Genomic DNA, 17,334 nt, shown 5'->3' on the forward strand with positions numbered 1-17,334 from the left:
GTGTGCGACCTCTGCCGACTGTGACGGCGCGGGGGCCCGGAACGTGCGGCCCGTGGTGTTGCGGATGGGTCTCGAACCGGCCACGGCGGGAGCCCGCCGAGACCCGCCGGTGACCTAGGAGACGATGTCCTTGCGGGCGAAACCCCGGAAGGCCAGGGCGAACAGCACCAGAGCGTAGGTGACGGAGACGGCGGTGCCCTGGACCATGCCGGACCACTCGGGGTGCGGCTGGACGGCGTCCGCCCAGGCGAACTGCCAGTGCGCGGGCAGGAAGTCGCGCCAGTGGCCGAGGGCGGTGACGGCGTCGAGCACGTTGCCGACGATGGTCAGGCCGACGGCGCCGCCGACCGCGCCGAGCGGGGCGTCCGTCCGGGTCGACAGCCAGAACGCCAGTCCCGCGGTGACCAGTTGCGACACGAAGATGTACGCCACCACGACGGCCAGGCGCTGGGCCGCCGTGCCGGTGGACAGCGCTCCGCCGGTCGGGATCTGCAGCGGGCCCCAGCCGTAGGCGGCCGTGCCGACCACGAGGGCCACCAGGGGCAGCAGCACGATGGCGGCCAGGCTGGTGCCGAGCCCCACGACGAGCTTGGACCACAGCAGGCGGGCCCGGGGCACGGGTGCGGCGAGCAGATAGCGCAGGGAGGACCAGCCGGCCTCCGAGGCGACGGTGTCCCCGCAGAACAGCGCGACCGGGATGACCAGCAGGAAGCCGGCCGAGACGAACAGGTTCACCGCGGCGAAGTTGGCGCCCGACGCGGTGGCCGTGTCCATCAGCGTGACCCGGCCGTCGCGGCCCGACGGGTCGCCGCCGATCGCGAAGGCGACGAGCAGGACGAACGGCAGGACGGCGAGGATCGCGCCCATGACCAGCGTGCGGCGCCGCTTGAGCTGGCGGATCAGCTCGACGCGCAGCGGCAGGGTGCGCCCCGCGCGGTAGCCGGGGGCGACCTCGGCGGGCTCGGTGAGCGTGCTCACGGGGTACCTCCGATCAGGGTGAGGAACGCGTCTTCCAGGCGCCGGTGCGGGCCGACGGAGGCGACGGGCACCTCCAGGCGCACCAGCTCCACGACCAGCCGCTCGGCGGTGCCGCCGGGTTCGAGGCGGACCAGCAGTCCGTCCTCGGTGCGGACGGCGGAGGCGACGCCGGGCAGGGCGGCCACCTTCTCCGCGACCGGCTCCTCCACGGGCGTGCCGGTGCCGACCAGCAGGGTGTCGCCGGAGCCGATGATCTCCGCCACCGGTCCGGCCTGGACCAGCCGGCCGCGGTCCATCACCACCAGGTGGGTGCAGGACTGCTCGACCTCGGCGAGGAGATGGCTGGAGACGATCACCGTGCGGCCCGCGGCCGCGTAGCGGATCATCACCTCGCGCATCTCGCGGATCTGGGGCGGGTCGAGGCCGTTGGTGGGCTCGTCGAGGATGAGCAGGTCGGGCAGGCCGAGCATGGCCTGGGCGATGGCCAGGCGCTGGCGCATGCCTTGGGAGTAGGTGCGCACCGCGCGGGCCAGGGCGTCACCGAGGCCGGCGATCTCCAGGGCCTCCGTCAGGTGGGCGTCCTCGGGCGGGCGGCCGGTGGCCCGCCAGTACAGCTCCAGGTTCTCCCGGCCGGACAGGTGGGGCAGGAAGCCCGCGCCCTCCACGAAGGCGCCGACCCGCGACAGGACGGGGGCGCCGGGGCGGACGGCGTGGCCGAAGAGGCGGATCTCGCCGTCGTCCGGCTTGATCAGGCCCATGAGCATGCGCAGGGTGGTGGTCTTGCCGGCGCCGTTGGGGCCGAGCAGGCCGAGCACCTGGCCCTTCTCCACGCGGAAGGACAGCTCGCGCACCGCGTACCGGTCGGTGGCGCGGGCGTAGCGCTTGCTCAGGCCCGTTATCCGCAGCGGGACGTCGGCGAGCCCTGGGTCGGGCGCGGGCGCGGCGGTGCGGCGGCGGCCGGTGAGCAGCAGGGCGAGCGCGGCGGCGGCTCCGGCCAGGGGCAGCCACCACACCCAGGCGGGCAGCGGGGCCGCGGCGGTGGTGACGGCGGGGGCCGTCGGCACGCTCAGCCCGCCGGTGACGGAGACGGTGTAGGTCGCCGGGGCGGCCGGTGAGGCGTAGCCGAGGTCGGTGGAGGCGAGGACCAGGCGGAGGCGGTGACCCTTCTGCACCTCGTGGTCGATCGCCGGGAGGGTGATCGTGACGTCCTTGCCGTGCCGGGCGCCGGTGACCCTGAGGGGGGCGACGAGCTGGGAGGGCAGCACCTGCCGGGTGCCGTCGGGGCCGACGTCGTAGACCTTGCCGAACAGGACGGCGTCGTCGCTGCTGGAGGTGACGTGGGCGGTCACGGTGGGGGTGCCGGTGATCCGCAGGTCGCGGGTGAGCGGCGCGGAGTCGAACTTGGCGTACTGGCCGGGGAAGTCCACGGAAACGCCGACGCCGAGCGCGGAGAGCTGGGCGAGGCCGCCGGAGCCGCCGAGGCCGGGCAGGGCGGACACGGCGGGCGGGCTGGCGCCTGCCGGGTTGGCGATGCGCCGGGTGCCGCCGGTGAGGGCGACGGTCCGCCGGTGGTCGCGCAGGCCGGGGTAGGTGTCCGCGCTCGCGCCGCGCAGCAGGGTGGCGCCGTCGGTGGAGTCGACCCCTCCCGTACGGGTGATCCGGAAGGCCGGGCCGGTGCCGGTGGAGGTGTCGCCCTTGAGGTAGCGGTCGAACCAGGCCGTCACCCGGCGCTGGACCCGGCCGTTCTCCATGTCGCCGCCGTCGTGCCCGCCCGCGATCCAGTCGACGTCGACCGGGGCGCCGTTGGCGCGGATCGCCCGCGCGGCCGCGTCGGACTGGGAGAGGGTGAACAGGGAGTCGGTCTGGCCCTGCACCAGCAGGGTGGGCACCTTGATGCGGCCGCCGACCGCGGACGGCGAGCGCTCCTCCAGCAGTGCGCGGGCGGCCGCGTCCGGGGTGCCCGACTCGGCGACCCGGTCGTACATCCGGCACAGGGCGGGTTCGAACCGGGCGCAGCCGCCGCCGGTGTTGAAGAAGACGCCGGTCCACAGCTTCTTGAACACGCCGTCCGGGAAGAGGGCGTCGGCGAGGTTCCAGTAGGTGACGGCCGGGGCGATGGCGTCGACGCGGGGGTCGTGGCCGGCGGCGAGCAGGGAGATCGCGCCGCCGTAGGAGCCGCCGGTCACGCCGACGCGCGGGTCGCCGGGCCGGTCGAGGCGGACCTGGGGCTGCTCGGCGAGCCAGTCGATGAGCCGGGAGACGTCGGCGACCTCGTGCCCGGGGTCGTTGAGGCCGATCCTCCCGGTGGACTTGCCGAAGCCGCGCGCGGACCAGGTCAGGACCGCGTACCCGTCCCGGGCGAGGTCCTCGGCCTGCTGCCGTACGTCGTCCTTGCTGCCGCCGAAGCCGTGCGCGAGCAGGACGGCGGGGCGGCGGCCGGTGGGGCCCGCGGTGAAGTACGAGGTGTCGATGCGCGTGCCGTCGGCCATGGTCATGACGCGGTCGCCGCGGTGCACCGGCGGGGGGCTGTCGGAGGCCACGGCCGTCCACGTGCCGGCGCCCGCGAGCACCACCACGGCGGCCGCGGCGGCCAGCAGCCGCCGCGGCCCCTTCAGCAGCCCGCGCAGCGCGGGCCCTCGAAGATCCATGCCTCAACGGTACGGGCCGCCGCCGACAACCGACGCTGCCGCTGGGCTGAACCCCGGACCCTCCTCCGGGAGTACGCGCCCGCCACCGCGTACTTCGGGTGCGGTACGCGCACGCGACGCGGGCGGCCGGTCACGGGCGCACGCCGGACGCACCCCGGACGCACCCCGGAGGCACGACGTCGTCCCCGCCTCGGTGGGCGGGGACGACGGGTGGTGCGCGGTGGGGGGCCGTCAGGTCGGCCGGGTGACCGTCAGGACTGGACGTCGTCGGGGACGGACACCACCCAGCGGGTGGCCTGGCGGGGGCGGAGGTAGAAGGCCCAGTAGAGGGTGGCGACGGCGGTGATGCCGCCGGTCCACAGCAGGTACGAGACGTCCTGCTCGACGAGGATGTAGACGAGGACGGCGATCAGCAGGATCGGCATGGCCGGCCACAGCGGCATCCGCCAGGCCTTGCGGGTGCCGTGCGCGCCGCGCCGGGCGAGCAGGGCGGCGATCGCGACCAGCAGGTACAGGCCGGTGACCGCGACGCCGGTGACGCCGTAGAGGGTGTCCAGGTTGACGAAGCAGAGGAAGGCGCCGGGGACGCCGACGACGAGGGTGGCGACCCAGGGGGAGCCGAAGCGGCCGAGCTTGGACAGGGCGCTGTTGACCGGCGCGGGCCAGGCCTTGTCGCGGGCGGAGGCGAACAGGACGCGGGAGTTCTGGATGACCATGACGATGCCCGCGTTGATGATGGCGAGGGCGACGCAGAGGCTGACGAAGGTGCCGACGGCCGAGTTGCTCCAGGCGATGACCATGCCGGAGATGTCGCCGCCGGTCAGGGCCTTCAGGTCGCCGGCGCCGAGGGTGATCGCCACGACCGGCACCAGGATGACGACGCTGGAGATGGCGAGCGTCGCGAGGACGGTGCGGGCCACGTTGCGGCGCGGGTTCTCCAGCTCCTCGGAGAGGTAGACGGCGGTGGAGAAGCCCTGGGTGGCGAAGAGGGCGATGGCGAGTCCGGAGAGGACCATCGCGCCCGTCACCGGGGTGACGTGGGCGTGCTCACCGGCGATCTGCAGGTTGCCGAGGCTGCCGAGCCCGCGCTGGGAGTGGGTGAAGCCGAGCATGGCGACGACACCGGCCGCGACGACCTCCAGCACCAGGAAGATGCCGGTGATCCAGGCGTTGGCGCGCAGGTCGAGCAGACCGGCGAGGGTGGCCGCGAGCATCACGCCGGCGCCCGTCCAGGCGGGGTCCAGGTGGATGACCGGGGCGAGGTAGTCCGCGGTGCCCATCGCGATGACCGGGGGGACGATCATCACGACGAGGAGCGACATCACGAAGGCGAGCCAGCCTGCGAGCCGGCCGGCGAGGGTGGAGACGATCGCGTACTCGCCGCCCGCGCTCGGCACGAGCGTGCCCAGCTCCGAGTAGCACAGGGCGACGGGGATGCAGAGCAGCGCGCCGATGACGAGACAGAGCGCCGTCGCCGTGCCGAGGCTGGAGAACAGGTCCGGCACGATCACGAAGAGCGTGGAGGCCGGCGTGACGCACGACAGGGTGAGCAGGGTGCCGCCGACGACGCCGATGGAACGCTTGAGCTTCTGAGGACTGTCGGAGGCTGCTGCGAGTGCTGCTTCGGCAGAGCCTGTGTCGACAGGACGGAGCGTGTCGGTCATGCGGCGGAATCCGATCGGCTGGTGCGAGTGAGGGTGGGCTCGGGAGCGCTATCGCCTCCGGGCGGCTCGTCGTACGTTCGTCGTCTGGTCCGCTCCCGGCGTGCATAGGGAACCCCGACGAAAACCACCACGTCAATGGCTGTTTACCTTCGGAATCCGCACTCGGCGAGCGACCGACGACACATCACTTTCTTAGGTCGTGACGGCCTATAGGGGCATCCATCAAGCCCATACGAGGCATGACCTTGCTTTCGAAGGCATTTAGCCATCAAACCCTTAGCCATCCGTTTGATCCCGCGAAAACGGGAACCGCAGCCAAGGTGGCAAAAAAATGTCAGGCCGTCCGGTATCCGGACGACCTGACGGGGGCCGGAGGCGACCTCCGGGTGACACTCAGTGGTTGCGCGGGAAGCCCAGGTCCACGCCCGCGGGGGCGTCGGCCGGGTCGGGCCAGCGCGTGGTGACGACCTTGCCGCGGGTGTAGAAGTGCGTGCCGTCGTTGCCGTAGATGTGGTGGTCGCCGAAGAGCGAGTCCTTCCAGCCACCGAAGCTGTGGTAGCCCACCGGGACCGGGATCGGCACGTTCACGCCGACCATGCCCGCCTCGATCTCCAGCTGGAAGCGGCGGGCGGCGCCGCCGTCCCGGGTGAAGATCGCCGTGCCGTTGCCGAACGGCGAGGCGTTCATGAGGGCCACGCCCTCCTCGTAGGTGTCCACGCGCAGCACGCACAGCACCGGGCCGAAGATCTCGTCCTGGTACGCCTTGGCGCTGGTCGGCACCTTGTCCAGCAGCGAGATGCCGATCCAGTGACCGTCCTCGAAGCCCTCCACGGTGTGACCGGTGCCGTCGAGCACGACCTCGCAGCCCTCGGCCGCCGCGCCCTCGACGTAGGAGGCCACCTTGTCCCGGTGGGCCTTGGTGATCAGCGGGCCCATCTCGGAGGCCGGGTCGTTGCCGGGGCCGATCTTGATCTTCTCGGCCCGCTCGCGGATCTTCTCCACCAGCTCGTCGCCGATGGAGCCGACCGCGACGACCGCGGAGATGGCCATGCAGCGCTCGCCCGCCGAGCCGTAGGCCGCCGAGACCGCCGCGTCCGCAGCCGCGTCCAGGTCCGCGTCCGGCAGGACCAGCATGTGGTTCTTGGCGCCGCCGAGCGCCTGCACCCGCTTGCCGTTCGCGGAGGCGGTGGTGTGGATGTAGCGGGCGATCGGGGTCGAGCCGACGAAGGAGACCGCCTTGACGTCCGGGTGCTCCAGCAGGCGGTCCACGGCGACCTTGTCACCCTGCACCACGTTGAAGACGCCGTCGGGCAGACCGGCCTCGGCCAGCAGCTCCGCGATCTTCAGGGAGGCCGACGGGTCCTTCTCGGACGGCTTGAGCACGAAGGTGTTGCCGGTCGCGACGGCGATCGGGAACATCCACATGGGGACCATCGCCGGGAAGTTGAACGGCGTGATGCCGGCGACCACACCGAGCGGCTGGCGCAGGGAGGAGACGTCGACGTTGCTGGCGACCTGTGTGGACAGCTCGCCCTTGAGCTGGACGTTGATGCCGCAGGCCAGGTCGACGATCTCCAGGCCGCGCGCCACCTCGCCGAGCGCGTCGGAGTGCACCTTGCCGTGCTCGGCGGTGATCAGCTCCGCGATCTCGTCCCGGTGGGCGTCGAGCAGCGCGCGGAACCGGAACAGGATGGTGGTGCGCTGGGCCAGCGAGGACCGGCCCCAGGTCGCGAAGGCGTCCTTGGCCGCCGCGACGGCCGCGTCCACCTCCTCGACCGACGCGAACGCGACCTTGGTGGTGACCGCGCCGGTCGCCGGGTCCGTGACCGGCCCGTACGTACCCGACGCGCCTTCGACGGCCTTGCCGCCGATCCAGTGGTTGACGATCTTCGTCATGCCCAGAAACTCCTTTTACAAGTGGCGGCGTCGGGTCGAGACGTGCCGTTCGTACAGCTCCCGTGCCTTGACCGCGGACGATCGGGTCGCGGTCTCGGCCACAGGAACATCCCACCAGGCCTGCGCCGGAGGCGCGCCCGACACAGTGTCGGACGTTTCGGTCTCCACGTAGACACATGTGGGAGTGTCGGCCGCCCGAGCCTCGGCGAGCGCCGCGCGCAGGTCCCGAACGGTCTTCGCGCGCAGCACCCGTATACCCAGGCTGGCCGCGTTGGCCGCGAGGTCGACGGGCAGCGGGGCGCCCGTGTAGGTGCCGTCGTCCGCAGTGAAGCGGTAGGCGGTGCCGAACCGCTCACCGCCCACGGACTCCGACAGACCGCCGATGGACGCGTAGCCGTGGTTCTGCACCAGCAGGATCTTGATCGCGACGCCCTCCTGCACGGCGGTCACGATCTCCGTCGGCATCATCAGGTACGTGCCGTCGCCGACCAGCGCCCACACGTTCCGCCCGGGCGCGGCGAGCTTCACCCCGATGGCGGCCGGGATCTCGTAGCCCATGCAGGAGTAGCCGTACTCCAGGTGGTACTGGTCGTAGGAGCGGGTCCGCCACAGCTTGTGCAGGTCGCCGGGGAGCGAGCCGGCCGCGTTGACGAGGATGTCGGACTCGTCGACCAGGGCGTCGAGGACGCCGAGCACCTGCGGCTGGGTCGGCCGGACGTCCGGTTCCTCCGCCTCGAAGCAGGCGTCCACCCGCTGCTCCCAGCGCTCCTTGTCCTCGGTGTACTCGGTGACGTAGGAGTCGGCGACCTCGTAGCCGTGCACGATCAGCGCCTCGGTCAGTTCGGAGAGGCCGCTGCGGGCGTCGGCGACCAGCGGCAGCCCGGCCATCTTGTGCCCGTCGAAGGGCGCGATGTTGAGGTTGAGGAAGCGGACGTCCGGGTGGGTGAAGAGGGTGCCGGAGGCGGTGGTGAAGTCGGTGTAGCGGGTGCCCACGCCGATCACCAGGTCCGCGGTGCGGGCCAGCTCGTCGGCGGTCGCGGTGCCGGTGTGGCCGACGCCGCCGACGTCCTGCGGGTGGTCGTGGCGCAGCGAGCCCTTGCCGGCCTGGGTGGAGGCGACCGGGACGCGGGTCACCTCGGCGAACTCGGCGAGGGCCTCCTCGGCGCGGCTGTGGTGAACCCCGCCGCCCGCGATGACGAGGGGCCTGCGGGCCTCGCGGACCGCCCGGACCGCCTCCGCCAGCTCGGCCGGGTCGGCGCCCGGGCGCCGTACGGTCCACACCCGCTCGGCGAAGAACTCCTCCGGCCAGTCGTACGCCTCCGCCTGGACGTCCTGCGGCAGGGCGAGGGTGACCGCGCCGGTCTCCACCGGGTCGGTCAGGACCCGCATGGCGGCCAGCGCGCCGGGGATCAGCGCCTCCGGGCGGGTGACCCGGTCGAAGTACCGGGAGACCGGGCGCAAGGTGTCGTTGACCGAGACGTCGCCCGCGTGGGGCACCTCGAGCTGCTGCAGCACCGGGTCGGCCGGGCGGGCGGCGAAGACGTCGCCGGGCAGCAGCAGGACCGGAAGGTGGTTGACGGTCGCGAGGGCGGCGCCGGTGACCAGGTTGGTGGCGCCCGGGCCGATCGAGGTGGTCACCGCGTGGGCCGACAGCCGGTTCGACTGGCGGGCGTAGCCGACCGCCGCGTGCACCATGGCCTGTTCGTTGCGGCCCTGGTGGAAGGGCATGGCGCCGGCGTACTCGACCAGCGCCTGGCCGAGGCCGGCCACGTTGCCGTGCCCGAAGATGCCCCAGGTGGCGCCGATCAGCCGCTGCCGCCGGCCGTCCCGTTCCGTGTACTGGGCGGTGAGGAAGCGTACGAGTGCCTGCGCGACCGTGAGCCTCGTCGTCGAGGTCGTCATCGGTACCCCCCTGTGCTCGCTGTGTGGTCCGGGTGGAAGCGGATCCGCCACTCGCGGTTCTCACCGGGCCCCGCCATGACGTTCAGGTAGTACATGGCGTGGCCCGGCTGGGCGATCGACGGGCCGTGCCAGCCGTCGGGGACGAGCACGGCGTCGCCGGAGCGGACCTCGGCGAGGACGTCGGCCCCGCCCTCGCGGGAGGGGAATACGCGCTGATAGCCGAAACCGTTCGGTCCGTCGATCTCGAAGTAGTAGATCTCCTCCAGCTCGGACTCCTCACCCGGCCGGTGCTCGTCGTGCTTGTGCGGCGGGTACGAGGACCAGTTGCCGCCCGGGGTGACCACCTCGACGGCGATCAGCCGGTCGCAGTCGAAGGAGTCGGCGGCGGCGAAGTTGCGCACGTCGCGGGCGCAGCCGCCGCTGCCGCGGCGCTCGACGGGTACCTCCGGCGCGGGGCCGTAGCGGGCGGGGAGTCGTCGCTCGCACTTCGCTCCTGCCAGGGCGAAGCGGCCTCCCGCGCCGGAGGCGATCTGGACCCGGGCGTCCCTGGGCGCGTACGCGAAGTCGGAGACGTCCGCGAACACGCTGGTCCGGCCCTGGAGTTGGAACTCGGCCTGCCGGGTTGGTGCGGTCTCGATTTGTACGGTACATCCACCTTGCAGCGGAAGGACGATCCATTCGGCGTCCCCCGTGGTGAACGTATGCGTGCCGTCCGGCGTCAACTCCACGACGCGCAGGCTGCCGTACGTCCAGCCGGCCCGCTCGGGGCCGATGTCGACGGCGTACCGGTCGTTCGCGGTGGCACCCCGGGGCAGGTGCAGTCCGGTGCTGGTCATGCGTCCCTCACAGCAGTCCGACGGCGGTGTCCACGGCGGCGGCCACATCGCCGTCCGCCGGGTACAGCAGCGACCGGCCGACCACCAGACCGCGCACGGTGGGCAGTTGGAGTGCCCCGTGCCACTTCTCGTACGCGGCTCCCTGCTCCTGCGGTGAGTCGCCGACGTCGCCCCCGAGCAGCACGGCCGGCAGGGTGGAGGTCTCCATGACCCGCGCCATGTCGTCGGGGTTCTCGGTGACCGGCACCTTCAGCCAGGTGTAGGCGGAGGAGCCGCCGAGACCGGAGGCGATGGCGATGGACCGGGTGACCGCCTCGGCGGACAGGTCGTTGCGCAGGGTCCCCTCCGGGGTGCGCCGGCTGATGAACGGCTCCACGAACAGCGGCAGTCGGCGCGCGGCCATGTCGTCGACGGCGCGGGCGGTGGCCTCCAGGGTGGTCAGGGAGCCGGGGTCGGCGTAGTCGATGCGCAGCAGCACCTTGCCGGCGTCGAAGCCGAGGCGCTGGATGTCCTCGGGACGGTGGCCGGTGAAGCGGTCGTCGAGTTCGAAGCTCGCGCCCCGCAGGCCGCCGCGGTTCATCGAGCCCATGACGATCCGGTGGTCGAGGGCGCCGAGCAGCAGCAGGTCGTCCAGGATGTCGGCGGTGGCGAGGACGCCGTCGACGCCGGGCCGGGACAGCGCGAGGCACAGGCGTTCGAGGAGGTCGGCGCGGTTGGCCATGGCGAGTTCGCGGTCGCCGACGCCGAGCGCGCCGCGGGCCGGGTGGTCGGCGGCGACGATCATCAGGCGGCCGGTTTCGCTCAGCAGCGGACGGCGGGCCCGGCGGGCGGCGGCCTCCGCTATCGCCTCGGGGTGGTGGGTGCGGGTGTGGACCAGCGCGGCGACGTCCACGCGGGGCCGGCGGGCCGCGTCGCCGCCCCCGGTGTGGGTGCCCGCCACCCGGCCGGCCCTCACCGCACCGCTCCACTGTCGAGCGCGGCGGCCACCTCGTCCGGGGTGGGCATCGCCGAGGAGCACTCCAGGCGGGAGGCGACGATGGCGCCGGCCGCGTTGGCGTGCCGCATGACGGTCTCCAGGTCCCGGTCCGCGAGCAGTCCGTGGCACAGGGAGCCGCCGAAGGCGTCGCCGGCGCCGAGGCCGTTGAGGACGGTGACCGGCAGGGGCGGGACCTCGGCCGACTCCCCGGAGGCGCTGACCGCCAGGACGCCCTTGGGACCCTGCTTGACCACGGCGAGCTCGACGCCGGCGGCCAGCAGCGCGCGGGCCGCCGCGTGGGGGTCGCGCAGCCCGGTGGCGACCTCCACCTCGTCGAGGTTGCCGACGGCGACGGTGGTGTGGCGCAGGGCCTCGGCGTAGAAGGGGCGGGCCTGGTCCGGGTGGGTCCAGAACATCGGCCGCCAGTCGAGGTCGAAGACGGTCGTGCCGGACCGGGCGCGGTGGGCGAGGGCCGCGAGGGTCGCCGTGCGGCTCGGCTCCTCGCTCAGGCCGGTGCCGGTGACCCAGAAGACGCGGGTGTCCCGGACGGCGTCGAGGTCCAGTTCGTGGGGGTGGATCTCCAGGTCGGGGGCCTTGGGGCGGCGGTAGAAGTAGAGCGGGAAGTCGTCGGGCGGGAAGACCTCGCAGAAGGTGACGGGCGTGGGCAGGCCGGCCACCGGGGTGACCCAGCGGTCGTCGACGCCGAAGCCGCGCAGGGCCTCGTGCAGATAGGCGCCGAACGGGTCGTCGCCGGTACGGGTGATCACGGCGGTGCGGCGGCCGAGGCGGGCGGCGGCGACCGCGACGTTCGCCGCCGATCCGCCGAGGAACTTTCCGAAGGACGACACCTGGGCGAGCGGGACGCCGGTCTGCAGGGGGTAGAGGTCCACTCCGACCGCCCCATCGTGATCAGGTCGTACGCCATCGGCTTCCCTTCGTCACGGCTCCTCCCGGCTTTGTAGTCCTGCCCGCCGAACCCTGTCAATGTTTTGTCCGGACATTCGGACCAGTGCTTGACACCTCTTTCCGTGGCCCTTCACGCTGGCGGCCATGACGTCCTTGTCACCCTCCTCACTGTCCCGTATCCGGATCGGATCGGCGCCCGACTCCTGGGGTGTGTGGTTCCCGGACGACCCGCGGCAGGTGCCGTGGCGGCGCTTCCTAGACGAGGTGGCCGCGTCGGGCTACGAGTGGATCGAACTCGGCCCCTATGGCTACCTGCCGACCGATCCCGCGGTGCTCGCCGAGGAGACCGGCCGGCGCGGCCTGAAGGTGTCGGCCGGCACGGTCTTCACGGGCCTGCACCACGGCGCCGCCGTGTGGGACGAGACCTGGGCGCACGTCGGCGACATCGCCGCCCTGACCCGGGCGACGGGCGCCCGCCACCTCGTCGTCATCCCGTCCTTCTGGCGCGACGACAAGACGGGTCAGGTGCTGGAGCCCGCCACCCTCACCGCCGGGCAGTGGCGCGACCTGACCTCGCTGACCGAACGCCTCGGCCGCGAGGTGCGCGAGCGGTACGGGCTGACGGTCGTCGTCCACCCGCACGCCGACACCCACATCGACAGCGAGGAGAACGTCGCCCGCTTCCTCGACGGCACCGACCCCGACCTGGTGTCGCTCTGCCTGGACACCGGGCACTACGCGTACTGCGGCGGGGACAGCGTCAAGCTGATCGAGACCTACGGCGAGCGGATCGGCTATCTGCACCTCAAGCAGGTCGACCCGGAGATCCTGGCCGACGTGCGCGCGAGCGGCACGCCGTTCGGCCCCGCGGTCGCGCGGGGCGTGATGTGCGAACCTCCGTCCGGCGTGCCCGACCTGGAACCGGTGCTCAGGGCCGCGCGGCGGCTGGACGTCGACCTGTTCGCGATCGTCGAGCAGGACATGTACCCCTGCGAGCCGGACGCGCCGCTGCCGATCGCCCGGCGCACCCGGGCGTTCCTGCGGTCGTGCGGGGTGTAGGAACGCCCGGAGCAAGCGCCCGGGGTACGCGTCCGGGTGGTCAGTCCCCTCTCCGGCCCCGGTTGCCCGGCCGGGAGGCGACCCAGGTGCGGACGGTGTCCGCGTACCAGTAGGGCTTGCCGCCCTCCACGTGGTCGGGATCGGGCAGCAGGCCGTGCTTGCGGTAGGACCGTACGGTGTCCGGCTGCACCCGGATGTGTGCCGCGATCTCCTTGTAGGACCAGAGCCTTCGGTCGGTCATGAGTCGCACCTCCCTGCGCGCGCCGCGGCGGCGGCCGGGGGCGGCCGTCGGGGGAGCCGGGCGCTGCGCTGGCGATCACCAAGCCTGTGCCCGGTGAACGACGCTGCGTGACGATGCGACTACGGCTGTGGACCGGGTGTGACCGAGAGCCCGCGTACACGCGACATGTGTGACGGAAGGCGGGTGTTTGTGACGCACCCGCAGCAAAGGCGGGCCCCGGTGTCCGGGCGGGTCGCGTTGACATGAGGCGCCCGGACGCGCCCGCCGGGAAAAGCACCTGTGCCCCGTCAGCCTCGTGGGGCACAGTCGTCCCATGAGCTTCTCCGTCAAACCCGTCCTGACCGGCCGGAAGACCGTGCTGCGTCCCTTCACCGAGGCGGACGCGGCCGCCATGTGGGAGATCGTCGGCGACCCCGAGGTCGTCCGCTTCACCTTCGAGCCGTCGACCGAGCTGACCGAGGAGGGGCTGCGCTCCTGGTACGGCTCCCGGGCCGGTGCTCCCGACCGGCTGGACCTGGCCGTCACCGACCCGGAGACCGGGGAGGTGCTGGGCGAGGCCGTCCTGTACGGCTACGACCCGGACGGACGCAGCTGCACCTTCCGCACCCTGATCGGCCCCCGGGGCCGTGGCCGGGGCATCGGCACCGAGGCGACCCGGCTGATCGTCGCCCACGCCTTCGGTGAACTCGGACTGCACCGGATCGAGCTCGCGGCCTGGGCGCACAACCACCGGGCCCTGCGCGTCTACGAGAAGGCCGGCTTCGTGGTCGAAGGCGTCAAACGGGAGGTGCAGCTCCGGGACGGCGTCTGGGCCGACGAGGTGATCATGTCGATCCTCGACCGCGAGTGGGCCGCGCTCAGCGCCACGGCTCGATGACCGTGACTCCCGCTCCGGGCGCGGACCCCATGGCGGCGAGGGCGGCCGGGGCCGCGTCGAGGGCGATCGTCCGGGTCACCAGCAGGTCGGGGCGGAGCGCCCCGGACCTGACCAGCTCCAGCATCCCGGGGTAGGCGTGCGCGGCCATGCCGTGGCTGCCGAGGAGTTCGAGCTCCAGGGCGATGGCACGGGCCAGCGGGACGGGGGTGGTGCCGTCCACCGAGGGCAGCAGGCCCACCTGGACGTGCCGGCCCCGGCGGCGCAAAGAGCCGACGGAGGAAGCGCAGGTCGCGGGCGAGCCGAGGGCGTCCAGGGAGAGGTGGGCGCCGCCGCCGGTCAGCTCCCGGACGGCGGCCGCCGGATCGGCCGTGCCGGTCGCGTCGACGCACGCGGCGGCGCCGAAGCTCCGCGCCAGGCCGAGGGCCTCGGACGAGACGTCGACGGCCACCACCCGGGCCCCCGAGGCCGCCGCGATCATCACCGCCGAAAGACCGACCCCGCCGCAGCCGTGCACCGCGACCCACTCCCCCGCCGCCACCCGGCCCTGGCGCACCACCGCGCGGAAGGCGGTGGCGAAGCGGCAGCCGAGGGCGGCGGCCGTGGCGTACGCCATCCCGTCGGGGATCGCGACCAGGTTCACGTCGGCGTGGTCGAGGGCCACGAACTGGGCGAAGGAGCCCCAGTGGTGGAAGCCCGGCTGGGTCTGGCGCTCGCACACCTGCTGGTCGCCGGCCGCGCAGGACGGGCAGGTGCCGCAGGCGCAGACGAAGGGCACGGTGACCCGGTCGCCGGGCCGCCACCCGGTCACCCGGGATCCCACCGCCTCGACCACACCGGCGAGTTCGTGCCCCGGTACATGGGGCAGGGTGATGTCCGGGTCGTGCCCCATCCAGCCGTGCCAGTCGCTGCGGCACAGCCCGGTCGCCTCGACGCGGACGACGACCCCGTGCTCCGCGGGCTCCGGGTCCGGCACCTCCCGCACGGCGGCCGGCTCTCCGTACTGCTCGAACACCACGGCTCTCATGCGCCCCACCCTTCCATGGCGGCCGGCGGCCTCACACCCCGGCCGTCTCCTTCACCTGCGCGGGCGCGGCCGGCTCGCCCTCGCTGAGCCCGAACCTGCGGTGGAAGCGGCGCAGCGGGGCCGGGGCCCACCAGGTGGCGCGGCCGGTGAGCCGCATGATCGCCGGGACCAGCAGGCTGCGCACGACCATCGCGTCCATCAGCACCGCGAGGGCGATGCCGAGGCCGAGCATCTTGGTGTTGGTGACCCGGGAGGTGCCGATGGCGACCATGACGACCGCGAGGATGACCGCCGCCGCCGTGATCAGCCCGCCGGTGCGCTGGAGGCCGTGGCGGACCGCCTCGTTGTGGTCGCCGGTGCGGTCGTACTCCTCCTTGATGCGGGAGAGAAGGAAGACCCCGTAGTCCATGGAGAGCCCGAAGGCCACGCAGAACATGAGGACGGGCAGGGTGGTCTCGATCGAGCCGGGGCTGGTGAAGCCGAGCCACCGGGAGAGGTGGCCGTCCTGGAACACCCAGACCACCGCGCCGAACATCGCCGTCAGGCTGAGCGCGTTGAGCACCACCGCCTGCAGGGGGATCAGCACGCTGCCGGTGAGCAGGAAGACCAGCAGCAGCGTGACGATCGCGATGAACGCCCCCGCCCAGGGCAGCCGCTCGCCTATCGCGTGCTTGGAGTCGACGAGGACGGCGGCCGTGCCGGTCACCTGGGTGCCGAAGGGGGCCTTCAGCGCGCGCAGGTCGCCGACCAGCCGCTGGGCGGCGCCGTCGACGGCCTCGCCCCGGGGCTGCACGGTGAAGTAGGCCGTGTCGCCGTGGACCAGCGGGCCGTCGACCCGGGCCACCTCGGGCAGGGCGGCGACCCGCTCCTCGTAGGCGGCGTACTGCGCCCGGGTGGCCCGGCCCTCGGCGAGGACCTCCAGGCCGCCGCCGGGGCTGCCGGGGAAGCCGTCCCGCAGGTGCTGCTGCACCACGTGCGACTCGGCGCTCGACGGAAGCTGGCGGTCGTCCGCGGTGCCGAACCGCACGCCCGTGAAGGGGAGCCCCAGGATCACCAGCAGGACGGTGGTGCCGACGGCGAAGAGCGGGGCGCGGCGCATCACGAGCGTGGCCGTCCGGGCCCAGGCGGTGCCCTCGGTACCGGGCCGGCCCCGTTCCCTCCCCCGGCGCAGCAGGCGGCGCAGATCGAGGGAGTTGACCCGGTGGCCGAGCAGGACCAGGGCCGCCGGGAGCAGGATGAGGGCGGCCGCCGCGGCGAGCAGGACCACGGCGATGCCGGCGTAGGCGAAGGACCGCAGGAAGTACTGCGGGAAGACCATCATGGCGGCCAGGGAGACCGCCACGGTGAGGGCGGAGAACAGGACCGTGCGCCCGGCCGTGCGCAGGGTGGTGCCGATCGCGGTCAGCGGGTCGGCCCCGGCGGACAGCTCCTCGCGGTAGCGGCGGACGATGAAGAGGGCGTAGTCGATGGCGAGCCCGAGGCCGAGGGCGGTGGTGAGGTTCAGCGCGAACACCGAGACGTCGGTGAAGGCCGTCAGGCCACGCAGCACCGCGTTGGTGCCGAGGATCGCGACGATGCCGATGCCCAGCGGCAGCATGGCCGCGACGGCACTGCCGAAGACCATCACGAGCAGCACCAGGGTGATCGGCAGGGCGATCATCTCGGCGCGGGTGAGGTCCTCCTTGATGGTCGTCTGCATCTCGTGCCGTACCGCGACGATGCCGCCGATCCTCACCTGGAGCGGGCCGTGCGTGCCCCGGTAGCGGGGTGCCAGGCGGTCGAGGGTCCTGCCCATCGCGTTCTCGTCGCCGGTGATGCGGGCCGCGATCAGGGCCTCGTGGCCGTCCTTGGCGCGCAGGGCGGGGGCCGCGGCGGGGGTGGCCTGCCAGTAGGAGCCGACGCCGGTCACGCCGTGCTCCGCGCTCAGCCGTCCGGCCACGCGGCGGGCCTCGGCGGTGACCGCCGGGTCGTCGACCGAGGCGCGGCCGGCGTCCACCAGCAGGAGCAGGTTGGGCTGGGAGTCGGGGAACTCGCGCTCCAGCGCCTTGGTCGCGTAGGTCGACTCGGCGGCCGGGTCCTCCCAGCCGCCGCTGCCCAGATGGTCGGCGACCCCGCTGCCGGCCAGCACGGCGAGCGCCGTGAGCACGAGGGCCACCAGCAGCGACAGACGCGGGCGGGCGGTGACGAAGCGGGTCCAGGCGCCGGGCCGGGGCGGTCCGTCCTCGTCGGGCGTCGCCTTGTTGACTTCGGTCATCGTGCGGTGTCCCCTTCACCGTGACCCACATCTGTGCAGGCAGGCAGCATGGGTCGGTCATTGCCAATAAACT

At 73.0% G+C, this 17,334-nt stretch carries 12 protein-coding genes and 1 pseudogene; 2 read left to right on the forward strand and 11 right to left on the reverse strand.

The genetic code is table 11. From position 1 onward, the window contains the following. Positions 1-114: 114 nt before the first annotated feature. The 8 genes and pseudogenes from B446_RS14385 to iolC form a co-directional block, all read right to left on the reverse strand. Complete coding sequence (locus tag B446_RS14385; protein ID WP_020940173.1) at positions 115-978, reverse strand: ABC transporter permease; 864 nt, start codon at positions 976-978, stop codon at positions 115-117. Further along, complete coding sequence (locus B446_RS14390) at positions 975-3,626, reverse strand: CocE/NonD family hydrolase (protein ID WP_020940174.1); 2,652 nt, start codon at positions 3,624-3,626, stop codon at positions 975-977. Before B446_RS14390 ends, B446_RS14385 begins: the two co-directional genes overlap by 4 nt. A 251-nt stretch (positions 3,627-3,877) precedes the next feature. Then, complete coding sequence (locus B446_RS14395; protein WP_020940175.1) at positions 3,878-5,290, reverse strand: APC family permease; 1,413 nt, start codon at positions 5,288-5,290, stop codon at positions 3,878-3,880. 393 nt (positions 5,291-5,683) lie between these two features. Continuing rightward, positions 5,684-7,186 (reverse strand): CoA-acylating methylmalonate-semialdehyde dehydrogenase, encoded by a 1,503-nt coding sequence (gene mmsA / locus B446_RS14400; RefSeq protein ID WP_020940176.1) that lies wholly within the window; start codon positions 7,184-7,186, stop codon positions 5,684-5,686. 15 nt (positions 7,187-7,201) lie between these two features. Then, on the reverse strand, positions 7,202-9,088 hold the full coding sequence (gene iolD / locus B446_RS14405) for a 3D-(3,5/4)-trihydroxycyclohexane-1,2-dione acylhydrolase (decyclizing) (protein ID WP_020940177.1): 1,887 nt from the start codon (positions 9,086-9,088) through the stop codon (positions 7,202-7,204). Next, positions 9,085-9,924: a 5-deoxy-glucuronate isomerase gene (iolB, locus tag B446_RS14410; protein ID WP_020940178.1), complete on the reverse strand. Its 840-nt coding sequence runs from the start codon at positions 9,922-9,924 to the stop codon at positions 9,085-9,087. The genes iolD and iolB overlap by 4 nt, the downstream gene beginning before the upstream one ends. Before the next feature lie 7 nt (positions 9,925-9,931). Beyond that, on the reverse strand, positions 9,932-10,816 hold the full coding sequence (locus tag B446_RS14415) for a Cgl0159 family (beta/alpha)8-fold protein (protein ID WP_043478303.1): 885 nt from the start codon (positions 10,814-10,816) through the stop codon (positions 9,932-9,934). Positions 10,817-10,875: 59 nt separating this feature from the next. Then, positions 10,876-11,825 (reverse strand): annotated as a pseudogene (gene iolC, locus B446_RS14420) (5-dehydro-2-deoxygluconokinase). Between the two features lie 125 nt (positions 11,826-11,950). Between iolC and B446_RS14425 the strand changes: the two are divergent. Beyond that, positions 11,951-12,865, forward strand: a complete 915-nt coding sequence (locus B446_RS14425; RefSeq protein WP_043475589.1) for a sugar phosphate isomerase/epimerase family protein — start codon at positions 11,951-11,953, stop codon at positions 12,863-12,865. A gap of 40 nt (positions 12,866-12,905) precedes the next feature. Here the strand turns inward: B446_RS14425 and B446_RS14430 are convergent, their stop codons facing one another. Continuing rightward, positions 12,906-13,106: a MerR family transcriptional regulator gene (locus B446_RS14430; protein WP_020940182.1), complete on the reverse strand. Its 201-nt coding sequence runs from the start codon at positions 13,104-13,106 to the stop codon at positions 12,906-12,908. 313 nt (positions 13,107-13,419) lie between these two features. On the opposite strand from B446_RS14430, the gene B446_RS14435 reads away from it, so the two are divergent. Continuing rightward, positions 13,420-13,983, forward strand: coding sequence for a GNAT family N-acetyltransferase (locus B446_RS14435; protein WP_020940183.1), 564 nt, complete (start codon positions 13,420-13,422; stop codon positions 13,981-13,983). Here B446_RS14435 and B446_RS14440 read toward each other — a convergent pair. After that, a complete protein-coding gene (locus B446_RS14440) occupies positions 13,964-15,007 on the reverse strand; it encodes a zinc-dependent alcohol dehydrogenase family protein (RefSeq protein ID WP_020940184.1) in 1,044 nt (347 codons plus the stop codon). The two genes, B446_RS14435 and B446_RS14440, sit on opposite strands and share 20 nt — an antisense overlap. A gap of 31 nt (positions 15,008-15,038) precedes the next feature. Continuing rightward, complete coding sequence (locus B446_RS14445) at positions 15,039-17,261, reverse strand: MMPL family transporter (RefSeq protein WP_020940185.1); 2,223 nt, start codon at positions 17,259-17,261, stop codon at positions 15,039-15,041. Positions 17,262-17,334 lie beyond the last annotated feature (73 nt).

Source organism: Streptomyces collinus Tu 365 (genome assembly GCF_000444875.1).
In the GTDB taxonomy this organism is placed as follows: Bacteria; Actinomycetota; Actinomycetes; order Streptomycetales; family Streptomycetaceae; genus Streptomyces; species Streptomyces collinus_A.